This window comes from Gemmatimonas sp. (assembly GCF_021298855.1).
Classification (GTDB): domain Bacteria; phylum Gemmatimonadota; class Gemmatimonadetes; order Gemmatimonadales; family Gemmatimonadaceae; genus Gemmatimonas.
Genome location: NZ_JAJTHI010000029.1, coordinates 34,922 through 60,863, shown reverse-complemented (window position 1 = coordinate 60,863; position 25,942 = coordinate 34,922). Strand labels below are relative to the sequence as shown.

The 25,942-nt window shown below is 68.0% G+C and carries 24 protein-coding genes; 14 read left to right on the top strand and 10 right to left on the bottom strand.

The window, feature by feature from the left end; translation table 11 throughout:
• The 3 genes from LW840_RS10370 to LW840_RS10360 all read right to left on the bottom strand — a co-directional run.
• On the bottom strand, nucleotides 1–312 hold a 312-nt coding region (locus LW840_RS10370), incomplete at its 3' end, for a hypothetical protein (RefSeq protein ID WP_291276944.1).
• A gap of 295 nt (nucleotides 313–607) precedes the next feature.
• Entirely contained in the window at nucleotides 608–1,729 is a 1,122-nt protein-coding gene (menC, locus tag LW840_RS10365) for an o-succinylbenzoate synthase (RefSeq protein WP_291276943.1), read from the bottom strand.
• Nucleotides 1,730–1,782: 53 nt separating this feature from the next.
• Nucleotides 1,783–2,619, bottom strand: a complete 837-nt coding sequence (locus tag LW840_RS10360) for a hypothetical protein (RefSeq protein WP_291269534.1) — start codon at nucleotides 2,617–2,619, stop codon at nucleotides 1,783–1,785.
• 266 nt (nucleotides 2,620–2,885) lie between these two features.
• Here LW840_RS10360 and LW840_RS10355 point away from each other — a divergent pair, with 266 nt between their 5' ends.
• The gene (locus LW840_RS10355; protein ID WP_291262363.1) at nucleotides 2,886–4,103 is read left to right on the top strand and encodes a M20 family metallopeptidase; all 1,218 of its coding nucleotides are present in this window, start codon (nucleotides 2,886–2,888) and stop codon (nucleotides 4,101–4,103) included.
• Nucleotides 4,104–4,110: 7 nt separating this feature from the next.
• Here LW840_RS10355 and LW840_RS10350 read toward each other — a convergent pair whose 3' ends face one another.
• Nucleotides 4,111–4,641, bottom strand: coding sequence for a hypothetical protein (locus LW840_RS10350; protein WP_291276942.1), 531 nt, complete (start codon nucleotides 4,639–4,641; stop codon nucleotides 4,111–4,113).
• 69 nt (nucleotides 4,642–4,710) lie between these two features.
• A complete protein-coding gene (locus LW840_RS10345) occupies nucleotides 4,711–5,673 on the bottom strand; it encodes a GGDEF domain-containing response regulator (protein ID WP_291273629.1) in 963 nt (320 codons plus the stop codon).
• Between the two features lie 37 nt (nucleotides 5,674–5,710).
• Between LW840_RS10345 and LW840_RS10340 the strand changes: the two genes are divergently transcribed.
• The 12 genes from LW840_RS10340 to LW840_RS10285 all read left to right on the top strand — a co-directional run bounded on the left by LW840_RS10340 (nucleotide 5,711) and on the right by LW840_RS10285 (nucleotide 17,929).
• Nucleotides 5,711–6,187: a peroxiredoxin gene (locus tag LW840_RS10340; RefSeq protein ID WP_291262365.1), complete on the top strand. Its 477-nt coding sequence runs from the start codon at nucleotides 5,711–5,713 to the stop codon at nucleotides 6,185–6,187.
• 122 nt (nucleotides 6,188–6,309) lie between these two features.
• Entirely contained in the window at nucleotides 6,310–7,839 is a 1,530-nt protein-coding gene (locus tag LW840_RS10335) for an ATP-binding protein (protein ID WP_291262366.1), read from the top strand.
• Entirely contained in the window at nucleotides 7,836–9,245 is a 1,410-nt protein-coding gene (locus tag LW840_RS10330) for a sigma-54 dependent transcriptional regulator (RefSeq protein WP_291276941.1), read from the top strand. Before LW840_RS10335 ends, LW840_RS10330 begins: the two co-directional genes overlap by 4 nt.
• Nucleotides 9,242–9,910, top strand: coding sequence for a response regulator transcription factor (locus tag LW840_RS10325; RefSeq protein ID WP_291262368.1), 669 nt, complete (start codon nucleotides 9,242–9,244; stop codon nucleotides 9,908–9,910). The genes LW840_RS10330 and LW840_RS10325 overlap by 4 nt, the downstream gene beginning before the upstream one ends.
• Before the next feature lie 10 nt (nucleotides 9,911–9,920).
• Nucleotides 9,921–11,456, top strand: coding sequence for an ATP-binding protein (locus LW840_RS10320; protein WP_291262369.1), 1,536 nt, complete (start codon nucleotides 9,921–9,923; stop codon nucleotides 11,454–11,456).
• A gap of 200 nt (nucleotides 11,457–11,656) precedes the next feature.
• On the top strand, nucleotides 11,657–12,286 hold the full coding sequence (locus LW840_RS10315) for an energy transducer TonB (protein ID WP_291273626.1): 630 nt from the start codon (nucleotides 11,657–11,659) through the stop codon (nucleotides 12,284–12,286).
• A 62-nt stretch (nucleotides 12,287–12,348) separates the two neighbouring features.
• Nucleotides 12,349–13,047 carry a MotA/TolQ/ExbB proton channel family protein gene (locus LW840_RS10310; protein ID WP_291276940.1) on the top strand — a complete coding sequence of 233 codons (699 nt, stop codon included), beginning with the start codon at nucleotides 12,349–12,351 and terminating at the stop codon, nucleotides 13,045–13,047.
• Between the two features lie 77 nt (nucleotides 13,048–13,124).
• The gene (locus LW840_RS10305; protein WP_291276939.1) at nucleotides 13,125–13,583 is read left to right on the top strand and encodes a biopolymer transporter ExbD; all 459 of its coding nucleotides are present in this window, start codon (nucleotides 13,125–13,127) and stop codon (nucleotides 13,581–13,583) included.
• Nucleotides 13,584–13,591: 8 nt separating this feature from the next.
• Nucleotides 13,592–13,996 carry a biopolymer transporter ExbD gene (locus LW840_RS10300; RefSeq protein WP_291276938.1) on the top strand — a complete coding sequence of 135 codons (405 nt, stop codon included), beginning with the start codon at nucleotides 13,592–13,594 and terminating at the stop codon, nucleotides 13,994–13,996.
• Nucleotides 13,997–14,148: 152 nt separating this feature from the next.
• Nucleotides 14,149–15,018, top strand: coding sequence for a hypothetical protein (locus LW840_RS10295; protein ID WP_291269539.1), 870 nt, complete (start codon nucleotides 14,149–14,151; stop codon nucleotides 15,016–15,018).
• A 113-nt stretch (nucleotides 15,019–15,131) separates the two neighbouring features.
• Entirely contained in the window at nucleotides 15,132–16,616 is a 1,485-nt protein-coding gene (locus LW840_RS10290) for an amino acid permease (RefSeq protein ID WP_291276937.1), read from the top strand.
• A gap of 26 nt (nucleotides 16,617–16,642) precedes the next feature.
• The gene (locus tag LW840_RS10285) at nucleotides 16,643–17,929 is read left to right on the top strand and encodes a dicarboxylate/amino acid:cation symporter (protein ID WP_291262376.1); all 1,287 of its coding nucleotides are present in this window, start codon (nucleotides 16,643–16,645) and stop codon (nucleotides 17,927–17,929) included.
• Between the two features lie 134 nt (nucleotides 17,930–18,063).
• Here LW840_RS10285 and LW840_RS10280 read toward each other — a convergent pair whose 3' ends face one another.
• The 5 genes from LW840_RS10280 to LW840_RS10260 all read right to left on the bottom strand — a co-directional run bounded on the left by LW840_RS10280 (nucleotide 18,064) and on the right by LW840_RS10260 (nucleotide 24,275).
• Nucleotides 18,064–19,014 (bottom strand): BadF/BadG/BcrA/BcrD ATPase family protein, encoded by a 951-nt coding sequence (locus tag LW840_RS10280; RefSeq protein ID WP_291269540.1) that lies wholly within the window; start codon nucleotides 19,012–19,014, stop codon nucleotides 18,064–18,066.
• Complete coding sequence (locus LW840_RS10275) at nucleotides 19,011–20,552, bottom strand: sodium:solute symporter (RefSeq protein WP_291262378.1); 1,542 nt, start codon at nucleotides 20,550–20,552, stop codon at nucleotides 19,011–19,013. Before LW840_RS10275 ends, LW840_RS10280 begins: the two co-directional genes overlap by 4 nt.
• A gap of 39 nt (nucleotides 20,553–20,591) precedes the next feature.
• On the bottom strand, nucleotides 20,592–22,550 hold the full coding sequence (gene nagB, locus LW840_RS10270) for a glucosamine-6-phosphate deaminase (RefSeq protein WP_291276936.1): 1,959 nt from the start codon (nucleotides 22,548–22,550) through the stop codon (nucleotides 20,592–20,594).
• A gap of 54 nt (nucleotides 22,551–22,604) precedes the next feature.
• Nucleotides 22,605–22,961 carry an iron-sulfur cluster assembly accessory protein gene (locus LW840_RS10265; protein WP_291262380.1) on the bottom strand — a complete coding sequence of 119 codons (357 nt, stop codon included), beginning with the start codon at nucleotides 22,959–22,961 and terminating at the stop codon, nucleotides 22,605–22,607.
• A 237-nt stretch (nucleotides 22,962–23,198) separates the two neighbouring features.
• Nucleotides 23,199–24,275 (bottom strand): serine hydrolase domain-containing protein, encoded by a 1,077-nt coding sequence (locus tag LW840_RS10260; RefSeq protein ID WP_291273625.1) that lies wholly within the window; start codon nucleotides 24,273–24,275, stop codon nucleotides 23,199–23,201.
• Nucleotides 24,276–24,551: 276 nt separating this feature from the next.
• On the opposite strand from LW840_RS10260, the gene LW840_RS10255 reads away from it, so the two are divergent.
• Nucleotides 24,552–25,913 (top strand): DUF1343 domain-containing protein, encoded by a 1,362-nt coding sequence (locus LW840_RS10255; RefSeq protein ID WP_291276935.1) that lies wholly within the window; start codon nucleotides 24,552–24,554, stop codon nucleotides 25,911–25,913.
• Nucleotides 25,914–25,942: the final 29 nt, after the last annotated feature.

Genomic DNA, 25,942 nt, shown 5'->3' with positions numbered 1-25,942 from the left:
CGCGACTTCCTCGACGACAGGCTTCGGCTGAATCGCCTTCCGGACGACGCTGACGAGATCGGGAGCACTGTTGCTCGCGTGCTCCCCGGTGAAGCGCGTCCAGATCACGGGAGCGATGCACTCGGCGATCCCGTCGAGACCGCCCTCATCTGCCGCACGAAGCACCGCGCGCTTGATGCCGCGAACGGGGGCGAGCAGGGCCCAATACCCGCGTGAAATCACGGCGATCACCGTACCAACGGCGGGCGGCACGTACTTCGTGGACACCGCACGCTCGCCGGGCGCCAACGTGTCAGCGGCGGCCGTAGTCATCTCCGGCGCCTCTATCTGTGGGCTACGGCCGACGTCGGTCAACAAGGCCGCGCCGCGCTGGCTTTGCTCCGCTGCCGCCGCGCGAACCGCGGCTTGCGCCGCTTACCTGCAGATCGCCGTTCTCCCTCTGAAGCCTATCGCGCCTTGCGCTGATGGCCTGCGGACAGGGTGCTTTGCAAGCAGGGGGTCATCGGTTCGATCCCGATACGCTCCACTGCCGTACAGACGAAGGGCCGCCACCTCCTCAGGTCGCGGCCCTTCGCGCGTCGCGGCGGCGCGGTCGCCGCGGCCCACATCAGCGCAGCACCACCTGCCGCACCGTGAGATCGTCAATCCGGTCCACGTCAACCTCGACCCCGAGCCCCGGCGTATCCCACGGCACGGGCACCATGCCGTCGGCGCTCATGGTCCACTCCGGCGTGACGATGTCGCGCGCCCAGTAGCGCGCACTCGGCGACAGGTCGCCCGGCTTCGTGAACCCCGGCAGCGACGCCAGCGCCACGTTGCACGCGCGCCCGATGCCGCTCTCCAGCATCCCGCCGCACCACACCGGGATCCCCGCACTCACGCAGTAGTCGTGAATGGCCAGTGAACTGGTGAAGCCCCCCACCCGCCCCGGCTTGATGTTGATGATGCGCCCCGAGTCGAGCGTGACCATGTCGCGCGCACGGTCCACCGACGTGATCGACTCGTCGAGGCACAACGGCGTGCGCAGCCGCCGCTGCAGCGTGGCATGCTGCACGATGTCATCCCACGCCAACGGCTGCTCGATCATCATGAGGTCGAGATCGTCGAGCTGCGCCAGCAGGTCGGCGTCCGACAGCTGATAGGCATTGTTCGCGTCGGCCATGAGTGGGGCGTCAGGGCCAAGCGCCTCGCGCACGGCGCGCACGTACGCCACATCCTGACCGGGGGCGATCTTGATCTTCACCTTGCGGTAACCCTCCGCGATGGCGGCCCGCGCCTTCTCCACCAGTGCCTCGGGCGACGACTGAATGCCCAACGAGATCCCCGTCGCGATTTCCCGTCGCGTGCCCCCCAGCAGCTGCGCCAGCGGCACCCCCTGACGCGTGGCTTCCAGCACCCACATGCCCATTTCCACCGCCGCCTTGGCCATGAAGTTGCCGCGGAAGTCCTGCTCGAGCGCCGCGTGGATGTCGCGTGGATGGGCGAACAGGCGTCCGAGCACCCGCGGGGCGACCCACTGTGCAATGGCAATCCACGCCGTATCGATGGCCTCTTCGCGATAGTTGGGTTCCTCGGGGGCGACGCATTCACCCCAGGCGCTCACGCCGTCGCCATCACGCAGTTCCAGCAGCGTGATGCGACGTTCCGACGTCGCCCCCGACGAAATGCGAAAAGGTTCGCGCAAGGGCAGGCGGATTTCACGCAGGGTGATCTGTTCAAGCGGAGCCATGAGCACGGGATTCGGAAGGAGAGGGAAGGGAAGCGGGCAGCACCGGCCGACGCTCAGCTGCGGGCCAGCTCGTAAAAGGGCGGGGCGTCACCGTCGCCCCGCTGGAACGCCTGCACGGTGTATCCACGGTCGAGGTAGTGAAGAAACGCCGCCCGCGTGGCCATCCGCCACGCCACGCGCTGCTCGTGCGTGAGGCGGGTATGATCCACCGGCACGGCCACGCGCACGACCTCCGCATCCGGGAACCCCGGCGTTTCGGGAAGCACTCCGTCGGCCGCTACGCGCAGCACGAACGTCCCCGAGGTCCGCACGGCCGGTACCGACGGGGCGGCCGTGGTGAGGTCCCACGCGGCAATCCAGCGGTCCGTCTCCAACGCCCCGTGCAACGGGCTCCCGGTATTGCTGCCGTACAGATTCACCGCGTACTCGGCCGCGCGCGCCCCCAGACGCATGAGATTCAGGTGGGCATTGCGCGCCACCAGCGGGTCGAAGGTCCAGTACATCGTGCGCGCCCCCACCTGCAGGCAGCGCTCGCGCTGGTACTGCTTGAGCCGTTCGCCCACCCGCCCGCCACGCGCCTCCGGGCGGACGGCCAGCATGTCCGACCAGTGCGCTATCGCACCGTGCCGCACTCCGGTCACGCCGAACACGAACCCCAGCAGGCGGCTGCTCGGGTCGAACGCCCCCGCACACACGCCCCCCATCTTCTGGCTGACCATGAGAATGGCCGGCGGAACCACTTCGGCGAAACCCGGCCCCCAGATCTCGTCCTGGATGGCCACACACTCGCGGTAGTCGTCCTGGGTAGTCAGTTCGCGGATCGACACACCGTCGGCGAAGGCAACCACGGAGTCGGCCGGGTGGGGGAGGGCGCGGGGAGAATCGGACATGAAGGAAAGGGGTAAGCGTGCGCGGACCCGCATGGGGATGGCCCCGCGGCACTCCGCTGGCCGTCCGTGCGAACGATGGATACGTTGGCGCAGCACGGCCGGGAGAGGCGATGCCGATGGTCTCGGCACCGTGTGGTATACATCGCCAGCACGAGCGTGTCCACCATGACGATGACTCGAGACGTCATCGACCAGGGGCGACACACCGAGGTAACCCCTGGTCAGCTGCTGCGCGGCCCCGGCGCGTCCCATTCCCGCACTCCCTTATGACCTGCGACATCTCCGACCTCACCACCGTCCCGGCCAGCGTGCTGGCCCTGTTCTCCGAGGCGCAGCGCAACGGATTGCTCGACCTGCGCCGTGATCTGCACGCGCACCCGGAACTCGCGTTTCAGGAGTCCCGCACGAGTGCCGTGCTCGAGCGGGCGCTCGCCCAGGCCAATCCGGTCCGTGTGCAGCACGTTGCCGGCACGGGGCTGGTGGCCCGCATCCGCGGGCGCGATCCCCGGGCCCCGGTGGTGGCCGTGCGTGGCGATATCGACGCCTTGCCCATTCACGAGGCCACCGGGCTGCCCTATGCATCGCAGCATGCCGGGGTGATGCACGCCTGTGGGCACGATGTGCACGCGACCTGGGCCATCGGCGCGGCGTGGTTGCTGGCGCAGCAACCGGCCGCGGGCGACGTCCTCGTCGTGCTGCAGCCTGCCGAGGAAACCGGAGAGGGAGCCGCCGCCATCCTGGCCGCCGGCGTGCTCGACGAGGTGGTCGCCATCTTCGGGGCGCATGTGGATCGGCGGTTTCCCGTGGGACAGGTGGTCGCCCAGGCCGGCTCGCTCGCTGCTGCCGCCGACACCTTCTCCATTGTCCTGCACGGACGGGGGGCGCATGGCGCCCGCCCCCACGAGTCGGCCGACCCGGTGCTGGGCGCCGGCATGCTCATCGCGGCCCTGCAGGGCGTGGTCGCGCGCCGCGTGAACCCCTCGGTGCCGGCCGTGCTCACCGTTGCCACGATGCAGGCGGGCACCGCCCCGAACATCATTCCGGAAAGCGCGTCCATAGGAGGCACCCTGCGCGCCACCGACCCGGTGACGCGGGCCCTGCTCGCCGACGAACTCCGGCGGGTGGCGCATGGGATCGCGGCGGCTCACAACCTCACGGCAGACGTGCACGTCGAACTCGGACCTCCGCCCATCGTGAATCCCGAACAGGCGGCCGGGTGGGCTCGCGAGGCGGCGGTGCGGCTGCTGGGGCACGACGCGGTGGTGCCACTGGGCATCACCAACATGGGGGGCGAGGACTTCGCCTACTACATGGAGCGCATCCCCGGGGCCTTTCTGCGCATCGGGGCACGCGAGCCGCACGGCGACCCCACACCGGCGCACACTCCGCAGTTCTTTGCCGCCGACGGCAGTGTGTTCGTGGGAGCGGCGGTCCTCGCCGAAACCGCGCGCGTCGCGTCGGCGGTGTTTGCGGCGCCGAGGTAGTCGCCGACTACCAGCTCACCTGGGCCAGCACGGCGGCACCCGCGCTCGCCGTCGTGCTGACCTCGGCGGCATTGACCAGCATCACGGATGCGCCCTCGGTTTCCCGCCCCTCCGCAATATCCGTGGCCAGTGCGGCCCGCAGCGTGTCAGTCGCCAGCGCATTCGCGGCATCGAGCGAGGGGGCCTGCACCAGCAGCGTCCCCTGCACGGGCAATTGCCCCCCCTCCCGCCGGTAGCCGACGAGGAAACAGGGATGGGCAGGGGCGCTCCCCGGACGGCGAGGCACCGAGTGCGCCGCTCGCGGGGCCGGTTCGCCAATGCGGACGAGGCTCGCCGCGCGCAGGGTGTAGTCGCGGCCGGCCCGATACCCGCTGGCCGGGTGGGCGTTCGTGACGGTCACGAGGTACGGCAGGCCGAAAGGCGACGGGACCAGCGCCTTTTCGTCCACTCGACGGATGGTGCCGCGCACCGGTGCACCAGCAAACTCGAACTGTACGACGTCGCCCGGACCGAGGTCCTGCTCAGGGTCGGAAGACATGGCCAAACGGTGCATGCCGGAAGTGTCGGCACGCGGTCAGACTGACTGAAGCAGCGGGGCGGCCCGCCGCTACGCCTGGACGGCGCTGCAATCCGCGCGCTGCACCTTCTCGCGGTACATGTCGGCGTCGGCCATGGCCAGCAGTTCGGGAGCACTGACCCCGTCCACCGGAGACATTGCGCCGCCGATGCTGGCGGCAATCGGCACCACGGCGCGCCCCTCGTGCTCAAACGGACGGTGGAGCGACGCCTCGATGGACTCCTTGACGTGGGCGAGGTCGCGCCGGCTCCGGACATTGGGGAGCAGCACCACGAACTCGTCGCCCCCCAGACGGGCGACCGCATCGGAGCGTCGCACGCACTCGATCAACCGATCTGCCACCTCGCACAGCAGCCGATCGCCCAATGCATGTCCGTGCCGGTCGTTCACTTCCTTGAAGTTGTCGAGGTCGATGAAGAGCACCCCCGTCTTGCGGTGGTATCGCGCACCGAAAGCCAGTGCACGTTCCAACTGATCGAGGAAGAGCGCCCGGTTGGCGAGGCCGGTCAGGGGATCGTGCGTGGCGCGGTGGGACGCGTCCACACGCGCCGCTTCAAGCGCGGCCAGCCGCCGCTGCCGCTCGATGGCAAAGCTCAGCGACCGCCCGAGGTGGACCGGTGGCAGGTGCTGCTTGTCGTGACACTCGTGCGCTCCTGCCCGGAGGGCGCGCACGGCCAGCACGTCATCGAGCGACCGGGCATACACGACCACGGGCACGGTGGGGGCGGCGCCGCGGATCCCCGCCAGGGTGGCCAGTCCCGACGCATCATCCACGTCGAGCTCCAGCACCACCGCGTCGTACGGGTGCTCCAGCAACTGCCGGATGGCACCGGAGAGCGACGGGACACACTCAACACGCACCGCGAACTCCCGATGCAGCACGAGCGACGCTTCGGAACGTCGGGCGGCGGCCGGGTCGTTCTCCACCAGGAGTACGCGCAGGGGGGCGCGCCCCGCCAGCCGGCCTGCCAAAGACGGTACCGGCGCGGTCATGCTCGCCTCATCACAAAATCCTCTTGAGGAGTTGTACATGTCTTCCGAAGCCCCGTCCGCAGTGACCGCGGGAACGCAGGCGCCTGATTTCTCCCTGCCGTCCACGAACAACACGATCGTCTCTCTGTCCACCGTCCGATCACACAAATCGGTCCTGCTGGCCTTTTTCCCCAAGGCATTCACCAGCGTATGCACCAGCGAATTGTGTGCCTTCAGCGACGACTTCGACGCATTTGCGGAGCTGGATGTGGAAGTCCTTCCCATTTCGGTGGATACGGTTGAAGTGCTGCAGCAATTTCGCGATGCGCACGGTATGCGCGTGCAGCTCCTCTCCGACGTCGGTGGTGCCGTTGCCCGGCAGTTCGGGGCCATGTGGACCGACGGTCTCATTGCCAATCGGGCGTACTTCCTGATCGACCGGGCTGGCGTGGTGCAGTGGGCGCACATCGAGCAGCACCCCGGCCTGCGCCGCGAGAATGAGGAAATCCTTGAAAAGATCAAGTCTGTGATTTGAGGCGGATCGGTTCGGTCAGCTTGTCCGACGTTCCGGGCAGGCCTACCTTGCGGAGGTGGTCCCTGGCCTCCCGCGCGAAGCGGCGCGGGCGGCGGGGCCGCGCCTCCCCCGCGCCCGATGCCGTGACTTCCACACCTTCGTCAGCGACCCTCCCGGATTTCGTGCGCCTGCTGGCGGCGGCCGACGACGCGGCGCACGGGATCGCCACCGTGCTCGAGCAACTCGCCCCGGCGCTCGGCGTCGCACGGCTCACGCTCGAGACGGAGAACGGCGACGCCGCCTCCGGTGCGGCACCGGGGACGGGCGAGCGCGCTGATGCCCGGCCCGTGCGCGTACCCGTCATGGCGGGCGAAACCCGGGTCGGTACCCTCGTCGTGCATGGCACGACGGCGCTGCTGCCCCACGCCGCGGCCCTCGTGGGGGATGTGGCCGCACTACTCGCGGTGGCCATCAGCCGTGACGCCTACCTGCATGACCTCGAGCAGGAGCTCACCGCCCGCGTACGCGAGGTCGCCGATCAGCGCGCGTTCATCGAGTGCATCGTCGATTCGCTCCCCCTCGGCCTGTACGTGGTGGACCGGCAATACCGCATTCAGGCCTGGAATCACAAGCGCGAAACCGGCCTCCAGGGCGTGGCGCGCGCCGATGCCGTGGGGCGATCCATCTTCGAGGTGCTGAACCGGCAACCCGCGGCCCTGCTCAAGAAGGAGTTCGACGAGGTGTTCGCCTCCGGCCGCCTGCAGCAGTTTCAGATGGAGAGCAACGCGTTCGGCACTACGCGGACCTTCCGCATCTCCAAGATCCCCATGCGCATGGGCGGGCGCGACGTCACCCACGTCATCACCATTGGGGAGGACATCACCGACTGGCGGGCGGCGCTCGACCGCACCGCCCAGGCCGAGAAGCTGGCGGCGCTGGGGCAACTGGCCGCGGGTGTCATGCACGAGATCAACAATCCGCTGGCCACGATCGCCGCCTGCGCGGAGTCCATGGCGATGCAGGCGGAGACCGGAACGGGCGCTCCACCGGCCGAGCTGCTGCACATCATCGACCTCGAGGTGCAGCGCTGCAAGAAGATCGTGAACGGCCTGCTCGATTTCTCGCGACCCAAGGCGCAGGGCCGTGACGCGTTCGATTTGAACACCGTGGTGCAACAGGGGCTCTTTCTGCTGCAGCACCATCCGCGCTTCAAGCGGGTCAAGGTCGACACCGAACTCGAAGCCAACGGCCTGCTCATGGTGGAGGGCGACGCCGACCAGCTGGTGCAGGTACTCATTGCCCTCGCGATGAACGCGTTCGACGCATCCCCCGAGCAAGGGCGTGTCGTCATCCGCACGCGGTTCGCCCCCGCCGACGGACTGCTGCCGGCGGTGTTCGAAGTGGAAGACAACGGGCCCGGGATTCCGCGCACGCTGCAGGCCAAGGTGTTCGAGCCGTTCTTCACCACCAAGGCCCCGGGGCAGGGAACCGGCCTCGGACTGGCCATCTGCTACGGCATCGTGGCAGACCACGGCGGCACGTTGGAGCTCGTGTCCCCAGGCGGGCCGGGCGCCAACTTCCGCGTGTCCCTGCCCGTGCTCGGTGCCGCCGGCAACGCGGCCCGTGATGCGCTCGGTACCCTCGCGGCGCTCAACGCGGCGGAGCAGCCATGACCACGCCGGTAACGGGGAGCGCGGTGCTGGCGGGCGAGTCACCCATTCGGGTGCTCATCGCCGAGGATGAGGCGCACCTGGGGGCCATCCTCGAGCAGTTCATGACGGCCCGGGGATTTCAGGTGCGCATGGTGCGTGACGGTCGCTCGGCGCTCGAGCTGCTGCGCCGCGAACTCTTCGACGTGGCCCTGCTCGACGTGGTCATGCCGGAGCTCGACGGGCTCGAGGTCCTGCGTCTCGTGCGCGAAGAGCTCATGCCCCCCGAGGTCATCGTCATCACCGGCAACGGGACCATCGAGACGGCCATGGCCGCGCTCAAGATGGGGGCGTACGATTGCCTGTCCAAGCCGTATCGCATGGCCGAAATCGAGGCGTTGGTGCGGCGAGCCTGGGAGAAGCGCCTGCTGGTACGACGCAATCGGCATCTGGTGGCCCGACTGCACCGGGCGGAGGAGCCCGCCGTGTTCCTTACGCAGTACGCCCCGTTGCGGGCCGTGCTGGCCATGGTGCACCAGTTCGCCGCCAGTCTGCTTCCCGTGCTCGTGACCGGCGAAGCGGGCACCGGCAAGCGGCTGCTCGCCCGGGTGCTGCACGACGAGGGCGGGCGCCCGCACGCCCCGTTCATTCGCGTGGACTGCGCGGCCCTTACGGCGGCCACGGTCTTCGATGAACTGCTCGGGACCCCGTCCGACGCGCAGGCCACGGCGGACGAGACCGCCGACCGTGCCGTGGGCGCCCTCGAGCTGGCGGCCGGAGGCACGCTCTATCTCGAGCATGTGCACGCCCTGCCCATGGCGGCGCAGGTGGCGCTGTGTGACATCCTCGACGACGGTGCGTTCGTGCCGCGTCGGGGCGAGCGGCGCGTCCCCCTCGCGGCACGGCTGGTGGCGTCCACCGCGCACGAGCTGTCGGAAGGGGTGGCCAGGGGGACGGTGCACGAAGGCTTCCTGCATCGTGTGGCCAGCATGCGGGTCGTCCTGCCGGCCTTGCGCGACCGACCGGTTGATGTGCTGCTGCTGGCCCAGCACTTCCTTGCGACGGCGTCTCGCGGGCGTGGGGTGCGGATCAGCGACGACGCTGCGGCGGCCCTGGAGCGACACTCGTGGCCGGGCAATGTGCGCGAGCTGCAACTCACCATGCAGCGCGCGGCGCTGGTGGCAACCGGCGCCGTGGTGCAGGTCAGCGATCTGGCGTTGGCGGGGGCGAGCGCCAGCGCCGGGTCGGACGTGTCCGCCGGGGCCGGAGCGTCGCTCGACGAACTCGAACGCCGGCACATTGCCGAGGCGCTCGAGCGTACGGGATGGCATCAGGGACGCGCCGCGGAGCAGCTGGGCATCTCTCCCAAGACGCTCTACCGGAAGATTCGCGAGTACGGCTTCAAGCGGCCATCGGGGCGCAACCCATGAAGATCCTGGTCATCGAAGACGATCCCACCGTGGGCGAGTTCGTGCGTCGTGGCCTCGAGGAACAACGCTGGCACGCGGACTTGTGCAGCAACGGCCTCGAGGGCGAGCGGCTCGCCACCGCGCAGCCGTATGATCTCATCATCCTCGACATGCGCCTCCCGGGACGGAACGGGCTCGACGTGCTGCGCTCGCTGCGCGCGAAGGGGTTCGAGCGTCCGGTGTTGGTGCTCACGGCCCAGGACGCGGTGGACGCCAAGGTCGAGACCTTGCGCGCCGGAGCCGACGACTACGTCACCAAGCCCTTCGCCTTCGAGGAATTGCTGGCGCGTGCCGAGGCGCTGCTGCGTCGGCCTCGGGCCCTGGCGAGTCCGCAGCTGGCCGTCGGCGATCTCGACCTCGATCAGGGGACACGCGAGGTGCGCCGCGGTGGGGAGCTGATCGAACTCACCCCCAAGGAGTTCGCCGTGCTCGAGTACCTCATGCGCCACGCCGGCCGGGTCATGAGCCGCACGCTCATTACCGAGTACGCCTGGGGGTATCACTTCGATCCCGGGACGAACATCGTCGACGTGGTCATCAATCACCTGCGCAAGAAGATCGACGCGAAACACGAGAAGAAGCTCATCACGACCGTCCGCGGGGTCGGTTACATGATTCGCGCGTAGCGCCGTCGGCATGGCCATGCGCTCCATCCGCGCGCGCCTGACGTGGGCGTGGACGGCGGCCTCCATCGGGTCGCTGCTCGTGTTTTCGGTGGCGTTGCTGGCCGTCCGTCGCGAGATCCTCTTTCAACAGCTCGAGGAGCGCGTCCAGAACGAGGCCCAGCACATCGTCAAGGCCATCGAGCTCGCGCGCACCACGGGCACCGAGCCCATGCTCGTCAAGGAAGACCCGCTGGCGGCCCGCTCGGTCGGGCAGCGCATGGGCGCCTTCCTGTCCTTGCTCGACGGCTACGTGCTGGTGCAGGACAGCACCGGCTACGACATCTATGCCTCGCCGCAGGTGAGCACGCTGTCGGTGTCCGATCGTGACCGGTTCAGCCGTTCGGCCCGCGAGTCCCGGGTGGGCAACGGCATGCAGCGCGTGCGTCTGTTCAACGACGAAGTGCTGCTGGCGGCGCGCGACGTCCCGCTCAGCGACGATGCGAAGTACCGGGTGTACGCCGCGCTCAGCACGCGGGAGATCGACGAGTCGCTCGACAGCATCGCCAACACGATGTTCGTGGTGTCCCCCATCCTCGTCATCGTGTCCATGCTCTTCGCGTGGGTCATTGCCGGACGGGCCTTCCGTCCCATCGATCGCATCATCGACCAGGTCGAGGCCATCACCGACGGGCGGTCGTTGCACCGCCGCCTGGCCATCGGCGCGGCCGGCGAGGAGCTCGCGCGACTGTCCGCCACGCTCAACGCCTTCATCGAGCGCATCGAAACCTCGTTCGGCGCACTGCGGCGCTTCACCGCCGACGCCAGCCATGAGCTCAAGACGCCACTGGCCGTCATGCGCGCCGACGTGGAGCGCGCCATGTCGCCCAGCTCCAGCGAGACCGATCAGGCCGTGGCCCTGGAGGAGGCGCTGCAGCAGGTGACCCGCATGGCCGACCTCGTTGACTCGCTGCTCACGCTGGCGCGCGCCGACGAGGGGCGGTTCGACCTGTATCGCGAACCGGTGGAGCTGGCCCCGCTGGCTCGCGAGGTGGTGGAAACGGCGCGACTGCTCGGCGAAGACGCCGGGCTGGTCATTCTGGCGGAGCATTTCGAGAATGCCGAAGTGTTGGGCGACCTCACGCGACTGCGGCAGCTCTTCCTGAATCTGGTGACGAACGCCATCAAGTACACGCCGCGCGGGGGGACCGTGGAGATTTCCCTGCAGCGGGACGAGGAAGTGGTGCGCTTTGCGGTGCGCGATACCGGCATCGGCATCGCCGCCGCCGACCTGCCGTATGTGTTCGAGCGCTTCTGGCGCGCCGATCGCGTCCGGTCACGCGCCAGCGAACGCGGCGGCTTCGGTCTCGGACTCGCCATTTCACAGTGGATTGCGCAGGCGCACGGCGGCTCGCTCGAGGTGCAGTCGCGTCTGGGGCGGGGGAGCACCTTCACCGTGACCCTGCCGCTCGCGGGCGCTCCCGGCTCCGGCATGACGGGGGAGTACCAGTCCATTGTCAATAGCACCGAGGGGCCGATCGACATGAACGGAATGCTAACTGCGGATTAATCGGATCCTAATCTGGCAATCATTGCCGGATCATCTCCGGGCGGTAGAATCGGCCAGTCACCCACGGGCGCTCCGTGGGCCGACGTTGGCAGCCCGTACCCCGGACCAGCGAGATGTTCAATAACCTGATCGAGTCTCAGGCAAAGAAGCAGAAACGCGCCGGCGGGTCCTTCATGTCCTTGGTCGTTCACACCGCCATCGTGGCCGCGCTCATTGCGGTGACGAAGGGTGCCGGTGCGGCCATCGAGGAAGAGAAGGTCGAGAAGTTGGACTTCGTCGAGGTCAAGAAAGACGAGCCCAAGCCGCCCGAGCCGGAAAAGCCACCGCCACCGCCTGACGTGGTCGCCGCACCGCCGCCACCGAAGGGCTTCCAGTTGCTTTCGGCTCCAGTCGAAATCCCCAACGTCATCCCCGAGATCGACCTGTCCAAGAAGGTGACGGACGAGGCCGACTTCTCCGGCAAGGGCGTCGCTGGTGGTATCGCCAAGGGCGTCGAGGGCGGGAAGGCCGTGGTGCCACAGGGCGATCAGCCCTACTTCGACTTCCAGGTCGAAAAGCCGGTCGTCATGGCGCCCGGCGCGCAGGGACCGGCCTATCCCGACATGCTCCGCAGCGCGGGCATCGAGGGCCAGGTGCTCGCCCAGTTCGTGGTCGATACGACCGGCCGCGCGGAAATGAACACCTTCAAGGCGCTCAAGTCCGACAACGACCTCTTCACGACCGCCGTCCGGAACGCGCTGCAGCGTATGCGCTTCCTGCCTGCTGAAGTGGGCGGACGCAAGGTCAAGCAGCTCGTGCAGCAGCCGTTCCAGTTCTCGCTCAATCGCTAAGCCACCACCGTTTCCCAGGAGAAAGCACGATGGGTATGGATATCATGGACCTTTGGCACGAGATGGGTTGGTTTGCCAAGGGTATCGTTTGGACGCTGCTGATCATGTCGGCCTACTCGACCGGTATCATCATCCAGAAGTGGTGGCAGATGCGGAAGGCGCAGGGCGAGACCCGCAAGTTCGCCCCGGAGTTCTCGCAGTTCCTCGAAGAGGACAACCTCAACGAGGCCATCAAGCTGGCGGAAGGCTACAAGAAGTCGCACGTGGCGCGCGTGCTCGGTGGAGCCCTCGGCGAAATCCGTCCCCTCATCCAGGACGGCTCGGTCACCGTGGCCGATATCAACTCGGCCGAGCGTGCCGTCGAGCGTGAAATGCTCATGACGGTCGTCGACCTCAAGCGCGGCCTCGGCGTGCTCGCCACGGTCGGTGCCACGGCGCCGTTCGTCGGTCTCGTCGGTACGACCATGGGTATCGTGAACTCGTTCACGGCCATGTCCACGTCGGGTGCCGGCGGTATCTCCTCCATGGCGGCCGGTATCGCCGAAGCCCTCATCACCACGGCCATCGGTATCGGCGTGGCCATTCCGGCGGTGTGGGCGTTCAACTACTTCCAGACGAAGATCGACAATCTCACGGCCGAGATGACGTACACGTCGAAGGAAATGATCGACTACCTCATCAAGGGGGTGTCGGGTGAGTTCGGCCGCTCGCGCTTCACGCGTGAGTTCAACACGGCCGGCCAGACCCCGATCTCGCACTAATCACCGTCGGTCCGGTGGCGCGCCCCCAGAGCGGGGCGCGCGTCAGCCGGGCTCCACGCAAGGAGTAACGCATGGGCATGAGTGCTGGTGGCGGCGGCAGCGTCAAGGCCGATCCGAACGTCACTCCCATGATCGACGTGATGCTGGTGCTCCTGATCATCTTCATGATCACCATTCCGCAGATCAATGCGGGCTTTACCGCGGTGCCGCCCGAGGGCCAGAACCTCAAGCCGCACCCCGAGGAAGACGGAGACCAGGTGCTCGGCATCGACGATCAGGGTCAGTATTACCTGAACAAGAAGCCGGTCCGCAACGAAGATCTCGAAACGCTCGTGCGTGAGATCTACGGGGTGGAAGGGCGTGATGACTACATCATGTACGTGAAGGCCCACAAGGACCTCCAGTACCTCAAGGTCATCGACGCCATGGACAAGCTCTCGCGCAATGGGGTGCGGGTGGCGGCGCTCATCACTGAACAGGCACCGGGCACCGAGTCGCTCGTGGAGAGCGACCGCCTGCGGCCGGGAGGCAACTGACGATGGGCATGTCCGCAGGTGGTGGCGGCGGCGGCGGTCTCACCAACGAGATCAACGTGACGCCCATGATCGACGTGCTCCTCGTGCTCCTCGTGATCTTCATGATCATCGTGCCGATGAGCCGCAAGGCCATCGATACGCAGCTCCCTGACCCGAACCCGCAGCAGGCGCAGCCGAATGCGAACCCGGATCAGATCGTGCTCGAGGTGCTGCCGGACGACAAGTACGCGATCAACAAGGAACCGGTCGACAAGGCCAAGCTGTTCGAGCGCCTCAAGTCGATCTATGATCCGCGCCCGGATAAGATCATCTTCGTCAAGGGTGACACCATGACCACCTACGCCAATGTGGTGTGGGCCATGGACCAGGCGCGTGGCGCCGGGGTCAAGGTCATCGGCGTGGCACCCAAGTAAGGGGCGGGCCAAGGGCACCTCGCACGGTGCTCCGGTGTTCAATACGGCGGGCGAACCCATTCGGGGTCGCCCGCCGTAGTACATTCGACGAGCCCGTGGTCGGCAACCCGGCCGGCCACCCCGTCGTTGCGTCGTACCTTCGCCTCTGCCGCATGGCCGGACGTCCGCCAATCGAACCGTTCACCCTCACGCCCCCCGATCCCCCGGCGAGGCCCAAGTATCGGCCGCCCATCGGGATCCCTGTCGACTCGCCGCGGCGCACGCGCAGTCTGGTGTTGGCCGTGCTCCTGCATGTGGCCATCGTCCTGCTGCTCATCGTCCCATTCACGTCGCCGGAACTCCTCCGCACCGTCATGGGCGCCGGGGGGCTCGGTCCGGCGGGGGGAGGTGGCGGCGGTAACAAGGGCGCCGGTGGCCGCATGATCGAGGAGCGGCTGCAGTATGTGCGCATTGCCCCCACGCCGGCGCCGGCGCCACCCGTGCCGCTACCGCCGCGGCCGCAGGTGCTGCCTCCCATTACGCCGCCGCCGGTGGAAAAACCCAAGGTCACGCCTCCGGAGACGCCGCCACCCCAGTCGACTACGGTGCCGGCCGCCGCCGCGGCGCCGGCGGCGGCCACAACATCCGCCACCGGGGCAGGCACGGGGGTGGGCACGGGGAATGACGGCAGTGGCGGCACCGGGCCCGGCAGCGGAGGCGGCGTGGGCTCGGGCGTTGGTACCGGGCGTGGCAGCGGAGTCGGCGCCGGCACCGGCGGCGGGCCTGGCACGGTCTATCCGCCGGCGCCCACGGAGCTCTTCCTGCCGCCGCTCCCCGTACCCAACAAGGCGAAGGGCACGATCGTCGTGGTCTTCGACGTCGACTCCACCGGAAAGGTGCTCGACCTGCAGTTCAGCCCCACCAAGGATGGGGCCTACAATCGCAAATTGCGTGAGGCACTCGTCGCCATCCGCTTCCGCCCGGCGGTCAATGCACAGGGCGTCCCGGTCCGCGCGCGCGCCGAGATTACCTACTCGCTGTGACCCGTACCGCGTACTAGTTTGCGCTAGCGCTCCAGGCCGCGCGTGAGTTCGCCGGCACCGCGCGTACACTCCCCTCCCGAGGCGCTCGCCTCCCCCCACCTCCCAGATACGTCATGGGGCTGTTCGCTCGTAAGCCGATCGTCGCTGCCGACGACGGTGAACACGGCATGCGCCGCACGCTTGGCGCAGGCGATCTCGTCATGCTGGCCATTGGCGCCGTGATCGGGGCCGGTATCTTCTCCTCCCTCGGTACGGCCGCCGCCGGCGAGACCCTCGCCGATGGCACGGTCGTGCGCTACGGGGCAGGACCCGCGCTGGTGCTGTCCTTTGTGCTGCTCGGCGCCGTCTGCGGACTCGCGGCTCTCTGCTACGCCGAGCTGGCCGCCATGATTCCCCAGGCCGGCAGCGCCTATGCCTACTCGTATGCCACCCTCGGCGAAATCGTCGCCTGGATCGTAGGCTGGGCGCTCATTCTCGAGTATGCCGTCGGCAACGTGGCGGTCGCGATCGGCTGGGGGGGGTACTTCAACGCCTTGCTCAGCGGGTTCGGCATCGAACTCCCCGCGTGGCTCACCCACGGCTACTGGAACGTGAAGGCCAGTAGCGATCCCGCCGTTCGCGCACTGCTCGACAGCGCGCCGCGCGTGGCCGGCGTGCCCGTCCTGATCAACCTTCCCGCCTTCAGCATCGTCGCCGCCATCACCGCCCTGCTCATGCGCGGCGTCAAGGAGAGCACCCGGGCGAACAACATCATGGTGATCATCAAGCTCATCGTGCTGGGGCTGTTCGTCATCGTGGGGGCGTTGCACATCGATCCGGCCAACTACAAGCCCTTCGCCCCCAACGGATTCACCGGCATCCATCAGGGTGCCGCCATCGTCTTCTTCGCGTACATCGGGTTCGACGCCATCTCCACGGCCGCCGAGGAAACCAAAGACCCGCAGCGGAACCTGCCGCGCGGCATCCTGGGCGGGCTCGCCATCTGCACGCTCATCTACGTGATCGTCGGCTTCGTGGCCACCGGCCTCGTGCCGTACGATCAGCTCCGCAGCTCCGACCCGCTGGCCAAGGCGCTTTCGCTCGCCGGCCTGGAGACCGCCAGCTGGATCGTGGCCGCCGGGGCCGTGGTGTCCATGTCCGCGGTGCTGCTGGTGTTCCAGTACGGCCAGCCGCGCATCTTCTACGCCATGGCGCGCGATGGCCTGCTGCCACGCTTTGCCGCCAAGCTCGATCCCAAGACGCGCACCCCCAAGGTCACCACCCTCATCACCGGCGGGCTCGTGTCGCTGGGGGCGCTGCTGGCCGACGATGCCGCGACCTATGACCTCACCAACATCGGCACGCTGGCAGCCTTTGCGGTGGTCTGCATCGGCGTGCTGGTGCTGCGCATCCGCGAACCCGACCGTCCGCGCCCCTTCCGTGTCCCGTTCGTCTGGGCCGTCACGCTCATCGGCGCCGGCGCCTGCGTCTTCGTCATGAAGGGACTGCCCGTCAGCGCGTGGATCGCGTTCGGCGTATGGATGGCAGTCGGTCTCGGGCTGTACTTCGTCTACGGCTATCGCCACTCCGTGCTGCGCACCGGCGCCACGGATCGCTGAGCGCCGGCTCACCTTCTTCCCGTCCCATGGCACATCTGTCCGCCGACACACCCGCCACCGCCCCCGGCAAGAAGGGATTCCTTGGCATCGGCTTCACCGGCTGGATCATCATCTCGATGATCGTCGGCATCCTCATTGGGTGGCTGGCCCCGGATTTCTCGCAGAACCTCAAGCCGCTGGCCAACATCTTCCTGCGCATGATCAAGTCGCTGATCGTGCCGCTGCTGTTCAGCACCCTGGTGGTGGGCATCGCCGGTCACGGCGACGACATGAAGAAGGTCGGCAAGCTGGCGCTGCGCTCGATCATCTACTTCGAGGTGGTGACCACGCTGGCCCTCGCGATCGGCCTGATCGCCGTCAATCTGGCGAAACCAGGCGTCGGTCTCGCCATCTCGGCGGCCGGCGACAGCGAGGAGTTCAAGGCACTCGCCGCCAAGACGCCCACCTTTGCGTCGGTGCTCGAGCACACGGTGCCGCAGAGCTTCTTCGAGGCGGCCGCGCAGAATGAGGTGCTGCAGATCGTCTTCTTCGCCATCATCTTCGCCGTCGCGCTCGCCAAGGTGGAGGGGCCGTCGAAGAAGTTCATGATCGATTGGCTGCAGTCGCTCAGCGACATCATGTTCAAGTTCGTCGGCATCGTCATGGCCTACGCCCCCATCGGGATCGGGGCCGCCATCGGGGTGACGGTGGGCAAGAGCGGCCTCGACGTCATGCTCAACCTCGCGAAGCTCGTGGGCACGCTGTACGTGTCGCTCATCGTGTTCGTCGTCCTCGTGCTGCTGCCGGTCGCACTGCTCGCCCGCATCGACATCAAGCGCTTCTGGGCGCTGGTCAAGGAACCCTGGCTCATCGCGTTCTCCACGGCCTCGTCCGAAGCCGCCTTCCCGCAGGCCATGCAGGCCATGGAGAAGTTCGGCGTGCCGCGGCGCATCGTGTCGTTCGTGCTCCCCACCGGCTACTCGTTCAATCTCGACGGCAGCACGCTGTATCTCGCCATCGCCTCGGTGTTCGTGGCGCAGGCCGCCGGCATCGACATGCCCCTCGGGACCCAGCTGCTCATGATGCTCACGCTCATGCTCACCTCCAAGGGCGTCGCCGCCGTCCCGCGGGCAAGCCTCGTGATCCTCTCCGGCGCGCTCGCGCAGTTTGGCCTGCCGCTCGAAGGCATTGCCATCATTCTCGGGGTTGACGCCATCATGGACATGGCGCGCACCTCGGTGAACCTGCTCGGGAATTGCCTCGCCACTGCCGTGATGGCCCGGTGGGAAGGCGAGTTGAAGGACGGCCCGGTCACCGAGCCCGTGCCCGCCTGATTGCCGGTGGCCACCATGGGAAACGGGCCGATCATCATGATCGGCCCGTTTGCGTTTCGTCGCCACGCGTCACGCGTCACGCGCCACGATGCACGCGGGACGGGGGCCCCGCGCGCACCAGGCGCGGCGTGTGGCTAGACCTCGACTCCCAGCAGGCGCCGCGCACGACGCACCGCACCGCGCGCGGCGTCCACGTCGTCGCTGCGCACGGTCGCGCCCGGTACCGCACTCTTGAGACGCTGCTCGAGTCGCTTGCGCACCAGCGAGCCGCGGGAGAGCAGCCCGCCCGCCAGAGCGACCGGAATGGCGGCCCGCTCGTCGGTGAAGCAGCGTCGGGCGAGGGTGCGCACATGCAACGCCAACTCCTCCACACAGAACGAGATCAGCGCGTTGGCCCGCAAGTCTCCGGTGCCCGCCACCTGCGCCACCACCGGCGCCAACTGCGCCAGCATGGCCGGTGTTGCGTGCGCCGCCCACGGAATCAGGTCGTCCAGCGTTTCGAGCTCCAGGGCCGTGAGCACCGCGCCTCCCAACGCCGTTTCCGGCTCGCGGCCATCGTACGCGGCCGTCACGACGCTCAGGGCACGGCGCCCGAGCCAATGCGCGCTCCCCTCATCGCCGACGTTCGGTCCCCACCCCCCGCAGCGCTCGAGACGCCCGTCCGGCGCCTTGGAGTACGCCACCGAACCGGTGCCCGCAACCAGCAGCACACCGGCCGAATCGCCAAACGCGTCGTCCATGGCAATCACCGCGTCCGCCTGCACGGACACATCGTCAGCGACGCGATGCTTGGCGAGCACCGACCAGAGCGCCTGCGCTGCCCGTTCCTGCCCGGCGCCCGCCACGCCAACCACGCACACGGCCGGTCGCGTCTCCGTACGCTCCGCCTTGGCGAGCGCGTCGTGAATGAGCGCCTTGATGATGTCCGCCGCCGCCCCCTCCGCACCGGGGCGCAGCGCGCTCCCGGGGCCTTCCACGCGGGCGAGCACACTGCCTGCGGCGTCGGCCAGAAGCACGCGCGTGTGGCTTCCACCACCATCCACGCCCACCACCAATGGCGTCGGGTCAAGAGGTCCGGCGCTCATCTTGCACTCCTCGAGGCGAGCGACGCTCCGGCCGAGTCGGCGGGCGCCGCGTGGGTGAACGACAACAACCAACCCGTGACGAAAGTAAGCGAGGTCCCGATCAGGACGTACCAGGGCCACGCGATGCGAACGAACGGCGCCAGCGTCGGTGCCAAGGCCGGGACCCATCCCGAAATCGCCTTCGCGAACACCACGAAGGTCATGATGCCGATTCCCGTGGCCATCCCGGCGATCGCGTCACGCTGGGTGGCCCGTGCCACCAGCATCGCCAGGAAGAACGCCCCGAGCAGTCCGCCATAGGTGAACGAGGCGATGGAGAGCGCGATGGTCACCACCGGGGTGCCTTCGTTGCGGTACAGCATGGCGCCGCCGATGAGCACGGCCGCCCAGATCAGCGTGAACAGCTTGCTGGTGCGCAGAACCCCCGGGTCGTCCTGCCGCTTGCCGGTGAGGGGCAGGTAGAGATCATGCAACGTGGCGGCCGCCAGCGAATTGAGCGCGCCCGAGACCGTACTCATGGCCGCCGCCAGAATGGCGGCAATCACCAGCCCGGTCAGCCCCGGCGGCATGACCTCCACGATGAACCGCGGAAAGATGGCGTCGGGGCGCGGGAAGACTTCGCCCGCGTAGTACGCGTGCAGGCCGATGCCGATGAGCAGGAACATGAGAAACTGCCCCAGCACCACCACGCCGCTGCCAATCAGCGAACGGCGGGCGTCGGAAAGGCTCCCGGAAGCCATCAGTCGCTGGACGATCATCTGATCGGCACCGTGCGATGCCATGCTCAGGAACGCACCGCCAATGAGCCCGGCCCAGAGGGTGTGCGGACGGTCGATGCCCGTGTAGCGGTCGATGATCTGCAACTTGCCCTGCGCCGCCGCGCCGTCGAGAATGGCGCTCCATCCGCCGTCCACGCCGTTCCCCAGCAACCACATGGCGGCCACGCCGCCAATGAGATACACGCCGGTCTGCAGCACGTCGGTCCAGACCACGGCACGCATCCCGCCGTGGTAGGTGTACAGCACCGTGAAGGCGCCAAGAATGAGGATCGACAACGGCCCCACATACTGCGCCGGCACGACCGGGCCGATGATGAGGGCAACCGGGATGGCCGTGGCGAACACCCGGACACTGTCGCCAAACGACCGGGTCACCATGAACACCACCGACGCGAATCGCCGCGTCGCCAGACCAAACCGCTTCTCCAGCAGCGCATATGCCGTGACCAGCTCGCCCTGGTAGTAGCGCGGCAGCAGCGTGTACGAGATGACGATGCGCCCCAGGATGTAGCCGGCGGCCACCTGCAGGAACGACAGGTTCCCCACGTACGCGAGTCCCGGAATCGAAATGAACGTCAGCGCACTCGTTTCGGTGGCCACGACCGAGAAGAGGATCGCCCACCACGGAATGCGCTGGCTCGCCACGAAATAGTCGCGGGCATCCTTCTGGTCGCGCCCCAGCCACATGCCCAGCGCCGTGGTACCCAGCAGATACACCACCAGCACCGTCCAGTCGAGGAGCGTGAAGCCGCCGCTCATGCGCGCACCGTACCGGACGCACGGCGAGCGATCGCGCCGTTACGCGATGACATACGCCTCCATGGCGAAGTACTCCGCCAGACCGAGTTGGTCGAGCTGGCGTGCCGTCGTCTTGTTGCGCTGTTCCACGCGCTGCCAGAACTCCCGCTCGTCCTGCCCGGGGAAGGGCGCCGAGTCCTTCTGCGACTGATGCTTGAAGATCGCCTGAATCTTCAGCGTCAGCTCCTCCTGCGACAACGGCACCAGCACCGTGGCTTCCGTCACCGGCCACTCCTGCCAGGCACCTCGGTAGAGCCAGATCTCCGGGCGTGCAGCCGCTTGCGCGCCCGTGTACACCTCCGCCACAGCGCGGTCGATCGCTTCCTTGCACATGCGATGCGTCCCGTGCGGGTCCGACAGGTCACCGGCCACGAAAATGAGGTCGGGCTGGATCTCGCGCAGCAGCTGGGCCACGATCGCCACGTCGGCCGGCCCGATCGGGTCCTTGCGTACCTTGCCGGTCTGGTAGAACGGCAGGTTGAGGAATCGCGCGTGCGCCTTGGACAGGCCCATCACCTCGATGCCGCTCACCGCCTCCGACTCACGGATGATGCGCTTGATGTCCTGCACCTCGGCAATGTCCACTTCACCGGGCTGCTTGCGATCGAGAAAGGCGTGCACCGTGTCCGCCAGCGCCCGCACCGAGGAACCGCCGCCGATGCGCTCGGCGTCGAGGCGCACGAGGAAGTCGAGATACCGGCGGACATCATGGTCGAACACGGCGATGTTGCCGCTCGTCATGTACGCCACCGTCATGTCGTTGCCGTTCTCCACGAACTTGCGGAGGATGCCCCCCATGGAGATCACGTCGTCGTCCGGATGCGGCGAGAAGCAGATCGTCCGCAAGCCACGCGGCAGCTTGCTTTTGCCGCGAATCTTGGCGCCCAGCATGTTGAACACGAGGCCGTTCACGGCGCCCGGTGAGCCGTGCCGCGCCACCAGGGACGTGAGGTGATTGTCGGCATAGTCCTGCTGCGTGAGCTTCAGGATGGCCTTGCCGCACTTCGCCGCGAGCCACGTCACGGCGCGCAACATCAGGGCGTCGCCCCAGTGCACTTCGTCCAACAGCCAGGGGGTGGCCACCCGCGTCAGATCAGCCGCCGCCGAGTCGTCCACGTAGAAGGTCGTATTCGGATGGCGCTGCAGGAACGTCGCCGCCACCGCCCGGTCGATCTCGCCTTCCACGGCACGGCGCACGATACCGGCCTTGTGCTCACCGGTCGCGAGGATCGCGATCTCGCGCGCCCCCATGATGGTGGCAATGCCCATCGTGATCGCCTCGCGCGGCACATTCTCCTCGCCGAAGAAGTCGGCGGCCGCATCACGGCGCGTGATGCTGTCGAGGTGCACGAGGCGCGTGTGGCTCTGCTCGCCGGAGCCCGGCTCATTGAAGCCGATGTGCCCGGTCTTGCCGATGCCGAGCAGCTGAAAGTCGATGCCGCCCACGTCGGCGATGCGCTGTTCGTACGCGGCACACGCGGCCTCCACGTCGGCGCGCGGCAGCGACCCGTCGGGGATGTGCACGTGCGCCGGATCGATGTCCACGTGCGAGAAGAGATTCTCCCACATGAAGCGATGGTACGAGTGGATGCTGTCCCGCCGCATCGGGTAGTACTCGTCCAGGTTGAACGTGATCACATGGCGGAAGCTCACCCCGTCTTCGCGGTGCAACCGGATCAACTCACGGTACACCCCGATCGGCGTGCTGCCGGTCGCCAGCCCGAGCACGAGAGGGCGAGCGGCACTGGCGCGCTCGCGGATGAGCGTCGCAATGCGCCCCGCCACCGCTCGCGCCATGGCGCCGTGTTCGTCGATGATGACGGTGGGGATGCGCTCGCGCGCCGTACCGGTGACACCGGCATGAACAAAGGGCGTACCCGCAACGCGCACAGGCCCGCCGCTCACGTCGAGCGCGCGGGCCTGCGACTGGTCACGGGCCGCCGTGGATCCGGAGGCCATGAGCAAATGATCGAAAAATGGAAGGGACGATCGCCCGTCGGGCGACCGGGCGGGTCACGCCGAGAACGAACTGCCGCAGCCGCAGCCGCCGGTGCTGTTCGGATTCTTGAAGGTGAAGCCCGACCCCTGCATCGACGACACGTAGTCGATCGTGGTGCCGCTGAGGTACTGCGCCGAGAACGGATCGACGAACACCTTGATCCCCTCGATCTCGACCGTGATGTCGTCGTCCGCCGACTTGTCCTCGATCACGAGCCCGTACTTGAAGCCGCTGCATCCGCCGGGCATCACCGAAACACGCAGGCCGCCCTGCTCGACGGTCACACCCTCGGCGTCCATGAACTTGCGCACTTCGGCCACGGCCACAGGCGTAATGATCACCATGACGTCCGGCTGCTGCATCGTGCTCATACTCGTCCTCCGATACGGCCGGCTCGGTTGCCGACCCGATGGACTGCACCCACGTGGTCTGCTCGCCCTCGCGAGCCGCCCCCTCGTGGGCGTCAGTTCGTGCTGTGCGGAAAATAGCGAGAGGATCACTCCCCTTGCAAGAAACACTCGAGACGGAACGGGGATCCGTCTGCAGGTCACTCTGGGGGGCGCGACACCGGCCAGAGCTCTGCCGCGCCGCCACCGCCAGGGCTGCCGTCACTGTCCAGGGGAGGCGTCGGAGCGCGCGCCGCTCATGGCCGCGTTCACGGCATCGGCCAGTTGGCTGCGCACCGCACCGATGCGGGTGTTCTGGCGCGTGGGATTCACCCGGTTGGTGAGCAGGATCACGAACAGGTTGCGCTCAGGGTCCACCCAGAGTGACGTCCCCGTGAACCCGGTGTGTCCGAAGGCGCGTGCCGACATCCGCCGTCCCGCGGAATTGCGCCCCGTGGGCGTTTCCCACCCCAGCGCCCGCAGCGAGACCGAAGGGTTCTGCACGGTGGTGAACTGCCGGATCGCGGTAGAATCCAGCACCTGCCGCCCATCCAGTCGCCCGCCGTTCAGGTACAGGCGGGCGAAGCGCGCCAGATCGGTGGCCGTGGAGAACAGCCCGGCATGGCCGGAGGCACCACCCAGCCGCGCGGCATTCTCGTCGTGTACCTCGCCCCGCAATTTCCGTTGCCGCCATGGATCCTGCTCCGTGGGCGCCGTGCGCGCCCGCCAGGATGCGGGGGGCAGGTAGCGGGTGTCGGGCATCCCCGCCGGACCAAAGACATGACGCGGGCCGTACGCGGCCAGCCGTTCGCCACTGAGCCGTTCCACCAACCGGCCCAGGAGGATGAAGCCAAGATCGCTGTACACGAAGCGCACCCCCGGCACGGTATCCAGCGGCGTGGCCAGTACCAGCCGCCACGCCTCCTCGGGGGACTCGGCTTCCTTGTACAGCGCGCGCCACGCCGGAAGCCCCGCATGGTGGGACAGCAGGTGACGCACCGTGACCCCCGTCGCCCCCGGGGCTGTCCACTCGGGCAGGTAGCGCACGACCGGCTCATCCAGAGCAATCGCGCCGTTCGCCACCAACTGCATCACCGCACTCGTGGTCCCGACCACCTTGGTCAACGAGGCGAGATCCCATACCGTCTGCGCGGTGGGCCTCGCGGCATCGGCACTGTCGAGACGGCCCGCGCCATACTCGGCCACTATGCCCTCGCGCGTACCCACCACGGCGTAACCGCCAGGGAAGGCCCCCTCCGCCACGGCGCGCTCGAGCACCGTCCGCAGACTGTCCGCCACCGCGCGCTGCACGGCGGCGGAGACCGCGGCCCCCGCGGCGGCCGGCCGCGCAGGGGGGCGCGCTGCAGACTGGCACGCCGCAAGCAGCAGGGACGCGGCCGCCGCACAGGCCCACCGCGTGCGGGGACATGATAGGTTCCTAGCGGGGACCGACCGAAGCGGAAGCCGGAGATGGGGATTCGTACCGGTCATGTGTTGGCGGGAAAGGGGCGCACCGGGGCCGTGGCGCGGGTGGCCGCGTCGACGCACTCGGAACTTACTGTGGAGATGAAGCGCGTGAACGCGACATGGGCTGGAGTGCACGGCAGGCTGCGACGCTGGTCGCTGCTTGCGCTGGCCGCCGGGATGGCCGCTTGCGCCGGACGGCAGGGCGGGGCAGGCCCGGCTACCGACGACGGGGCCGACCTCCCACCAGGGCTGCGCATGCGGACCCTCGATCGCAAAGTTCGCCCCGGCATCACGGTGCTTCTGGACGACAGCGTGAAGCTCATTGCCGGCAAGCGCGTCGCGCTCGTCACCAACCAGACGGGTGTCGACGAACGCGGACGGCGAACGGTGGATCTGCTCTTTTCCGACCCGCGAGCCGAGCAGGCTTCGGTCAAGCTCGTGCGCCTCTTTGCCCCCGAGCACGGCGCGCTGGGCACCGAGGATCGCGAAGGGCTGGGGGACGAACGGGACGCGCGCACGGGCCTCACGGTGCATTCCCTGTATCAGCGCACCACCATGGCTCCCCCCGACAGCCTCCTGCACGACGTGGACGTGCTCGTCGTCGACCTGCAGGACATTGGGACACGGACCTGGACGTATGTGGGCGTCGTGCTGTACGCCATGCAAGCCGGCGAACGGCGCGGGATCCCCGTGCTCGTGCTCGACCGCCCGAATCCCCTCTCCGGCGCGTTCACCGAGGGGGCCCTCCTCGATTCGAGCCTGGCCAACGCCGAGTATCCCACGGGCACCAACCGCACCAACGGGTTCGCCGTCTACCCCTCGCCCCTGCGACACGGCCTCACCATGGGCGAACTCGCGCGGCTGTTTCAGGCCAATCTCAAGATGGGCACGCGACTCTCCGTCATCCCCATGCGCAACTGGCGACGGCGCATGTGGTTCGACGACACGGAGCTTCCCTGGGTCCGTCCATCCCCCAACATGCCCAATCTCACCTCGGCGCTCCTCTACCCGGCGCTGGTGCCGTTCGAGGCGAGCAACGTGTCGGTGGGTCGCGGCACCGAGCAGCCCTTCCAGCGCATTGGCGCCCCCTGGCTGCGCGCCGATACCCTGGCGCGCCTGCTCGAGGACTTGACGCTCACCGGCGTGAGGTTCCGCGCGGAACGCTTCACCCCCGATCAGCCGGGGGACAACAAGTATCCCGGGCGAAACATTCCCGGCATTCGGCTCGAAGTGACCGATCGGGAACGCGTACAGCCGGCGCGCATCGGGGCGGCCCTGCTCTGGGCACTCAATCGTGTGCATGGCGATTCCCTTCGCCTCACGCTCCCCGGCTTCGACCTCCGCATGGGCTCCGCGCGGGTGCGCGAGGCCTTGCTGGCCGGGCGCGATCCCGACGCCGTGCTCGATCGGCTGCTGCCGCAGGTCGTGGCCTTCGAAAAGGACGCCCGTCGCTACCATCTCTACCGTTGACGAGGGGGGAGTTCTAGCTTTCCCGGGCT